The following is a 3,147-nucleotide window of genomic DNA, read 5'->3' on the forward strand; positions in this document are numbered from 1 at the left end:
TTCTTTATAAGGTTGCCTTGATTGTCATACTCGCGCCAAATGCCAATATCAATAGATGAACAGAAAAGCGTTTTCCCGACTCTATGAGAACTCCGTTTTATGGAATATTCTTACTTCCTTGTAGTAAGTAAAAGGAGGGATTGTTACCAAAGCATCATAATCCTTATCAAAATACACCTTAACCTGTGTACTATCTCTATCCACATAAATGGCAAAGCTGTTGTCTCCATCTTTACCATTTACTTCCTTGATTTTGCTTTTATAATATTGTACATCGAATCTTTCCGTTGTCTTCATTGTTGTTGCCTCCTTGTCTTTTTGCGCATTGCAGCAAGTACAGTACAACGCAGTTAGTAATATTAGAATGAGATGTTTCATACTTTTATTCTTGTCATTATCTATTTATAGTTCTAAGGTTAAGGAGGCTATGCCTTATTCATATACGACCTGTGTTGTATTCCCTAAGTATTCACCCGTTTCCGCATTGAAGCTATGGGTAGTGCACATTCCGTGTTCTGTAATATCGATAGACCACCCCGCAGGGATAGTCTTTGACCCTTCAGCACGAGTCGACAGCCAAAAGTAGATGTCAATATTAGGCTCATCACCCTCTTTTACGAACTTCTCCTGACCTTTTCCCGTTTTCCTGTCTATATACCCTTCCTTCTCGAGCCAGCGCAGGATGTTTATAGGTTTCAGGCGTAGCTTCTCAAACTTCTTGTCCTCATCGGTTTCTTTTATAAGGTTACCCTGTTTGTCATACTCGCACCAAATACCAATTTTGACACTTGAATGGCAAAGCAATTTCCCTTTGGATTTGAGAATACAATTCTTATAATAGTTCTTAACTATCATCTCATAAGCAAATGGCTTGATTTCTTGTAAGACAAAGCCATCTTCGTTAAATGATACATAGGTCTCAGTACCATTCCTCTCTACATATTGAGCAGATGTAGCACCTTCATAGCTGTTTTTCTTTTTGATTATACTTTTATAATATTGTACATCGAATCTTTCTGTTGTCTTCATTGTTGTTGTTTTCTTGTTCTTTTGTGCAACACATGACTGTGAAGCTATTAAGAGCAATAAACACAAAGTATATAGTTTCATTCTGTATCTTATTTAATATTTATCTTGTATATATAAAAACATTATTGTAGATTTAACGTCTTTCCATGATTGATAAGTTCTTTCGTTTCTGCATCTATAACAAAATATGTCTAGGCTCTAATGAGCAATTTGGGTTTAATGCTTTCTCATTCTTAATAGATGAATGGATAGCTTCTATTGCTCGAATAGAAATCTCAGAAGCCAGACTGTAAGATATTACTCATCACGCATCTTCTCCATCTCGATATCAACATCCATGCGATAGCGGCGATAATGCTTCCCGGCAATATCCTCAAAGCCTGGAAGATGAAAGTACTTGTTACGTTTGAGATAATCACGGAGGTCTTCGTCATAGCATAAGCCGTGACCGAATCCGTTTATATCAATGGAAGTACCGATGCCCTTGTCGAACAGAAGACCATAATAATAGCCCACGTAAGCACCAATTCTGTACCTCTCCTCTTTCGTAAGGCCGTCGAACTCGGGATAATTCCTTAAATCCAGCAAGGTAGATGCATACTGATCCAGCATAAGGAAATACTCATTCTCCTCATTTACGTGCTTCAACATATACTCCAACAATCCTCGATGAATAAGCAGTTTCCCATTGGCGCCTCTTGAAGCAAAGAGTGCCTTGGTTTCATCAGCCTCAGGAATTCTGTTAACCACCTTGATTTCATCAAGCATCATCTTGTTGATTACATCAGACTTGTCGTAGCCGTATTCCAGGAACAGGTCACGAAGGAAGTTCCTGTCATTATTCATAAGCCAAGTGAGTGCAGCCTTGCTGTCGTGGAAGATGAACTGGTTTTTATAGAAAAGCTCTTCATCGTTCCTGTAAGATAACTTACCCTTTTTGAGTACATTATTATCAGCATCCTCATCATCAAAGCCTTCAAGCTGGGTAGCACCTTCAATAATAGGGTGGAATATAATATAGTTATATTTAGGGACAAAAATATTCCGATACCAAAAGCAAAATAGGGTTTCCGTAGCTCCATCGTCCATAGACCTACGCTGATCTAAACGCTCTTGAGGTAGTCCATCTTTAAATACATATCTGCGAAGTCCTTTTTTAAACAGAGAGTTATTACTTTCAGATATATCTATATTATAATACTTCTTGATGGCTTTTTGCGCCTCAGCATCGCTAACAGGCAGAAACCCCATCCTTTTAAGGATTTCGAAATTCAATTCCACTGCAAGATCAGTATACTCCACTTTCTTCTCTATAGGCATTACCGTAACGCCATCAAGTCCTACTTCCGCAAGTTCTCTATAATATTCTCTGATTTCGTGGTCATACTTCTTTATTAAGTCTACCTCACTCTTTACTGTTCTTTCTTGATGAACCTGCTGTTTTGAGCTCTGCTTTGGAGACTGTTCCTTGCATCCATTCATTAATACTACATTTAGAATAAGCAGTAAAAGATATATTTTTTTCATAAGACAACTATTTTCGGTTCCTTAATATATTTATGGCTTAAAGTTGATATGCGTGGGCTATATTAACAAGCCTCTAATAACTTTGAATAATATACTGCAAAGATATAAAAATATCTGAAATCCTTAGAACTTTTTGGGTTCTTCCATTAAATGTGTGGACGCGTGAATTCAACAAGCAAGTGCAAATTTACTTAATTAGTTCGTAAAAGCAGTCCTGTGGTGTTTTAAAATCTAATTTCTTTCTTGGCCTCATGTTAATTTTCTTTGAATACTTAGTTATTTGTTGCTGGCTGATATGCTCAAAGGTTTCTTTTTTTGGCACGTATTGCCTAATTAGTCCGTTAGCATTTTCTATAGCGCCTTTCTGCCATGAAGCGTATGGGTCAGCAAAATATATGGTAACACCAAGGCTTTTGGCTATCATTTCATGACAAGCGAATTCTGTACCATTGTCAGTTGTAATAGACTTGATATGGTCTTTGAAAGGAGATAGTAAGTGTATTACAGTTCGTGCCAGTTCTTTGGCATTTTTCCCCTTCTTTAGTTTTCTCATAAACAACATGTTTGTACTACGCTCTATCAGTGTTACGA

4 protein-coding genes are annotated in these 3,147 nt (G+C 37.3%); all 4 read right to left on the reverse strand.

Features of this window, described 5'->3' with window-relative positions:
• Positions 1-81: 81 nt before the first annotated feature.
• Positions 82-378, reverse strand: coding sequence for a hypothetical protein (locus HMPREF0666_RS15405; RefSeq protein WP_009013311.1), 297 nt, complete (start codon positions 376-378; stop codon positions 82-84).
• Between the two features lie 54 nt (positions 379-432).
• Positions 433-1,110, reverse strand: a complete 678-nt coding sequence (locus HMPREF0666_RS15410) for a hypothetical protein (protein WP_009013312.1) — start codon at positions 1,108-1,110, stop codon at positions 433-435.
• A gap of 216 nt (positions 1,111-1,326) precedes the next feature.
• Positions 1,327-2,556 carry a hypothetical protein gene (locus HMPREF0666_RS15415; RefSeq protein ID WP_009013314.1) on the reverse strand — a complete coding sequence of 410 codons (1,230 nt, stop codon included), beginning with the start codon at positions 2,554-2,556 and terminating at the stop codon, positions 1,327-1,329.
• 187 nt (positions 2,557-2,743) lie between these two features.
• Positions 2,744-3,147 (reverse strand): IS30 family transposase (locus HMPREF0666_RS17010; protein ID WP_009013315.1); only part of this gene is annotated, 404 nt, incomplete at its 5' end.

The sequence above is a fragment of the Prevotella sp. C561 genome, from assembly GCF_000224595.1.
GTDB lineage: Bacteria > Bacteroidota > Bacteroidia > Bacteroidales > Bacteroidaceae > Prevotella > Prevotella jejuni.

Excerpts from the sequence above, each read along its gene's own strand:
- HMPREF0666_RS15410 (WP_009013312.1), bottom strand. The coding sequence starts at position 1,110 with ATGAAACTATATACTTTGTGTTTATTGCTCTTAATAGCTTCACAGTCA.
- HMPREF0666_RS15415 (WP_009013314.1), bottom strand. The coding sequence starts at position 2,556 with ATGAAAAAAATATATCTTTTACTGCTTATTCTAAATGTAGTATTAATG.
- HMPREF0666_RS15405 (WP_009013311.1), bottom strand. The coding sequence starts at position 378 with ATGAAACATCTCATTCTAATATTACTAACTGCGTTGTACTGTACTTGC.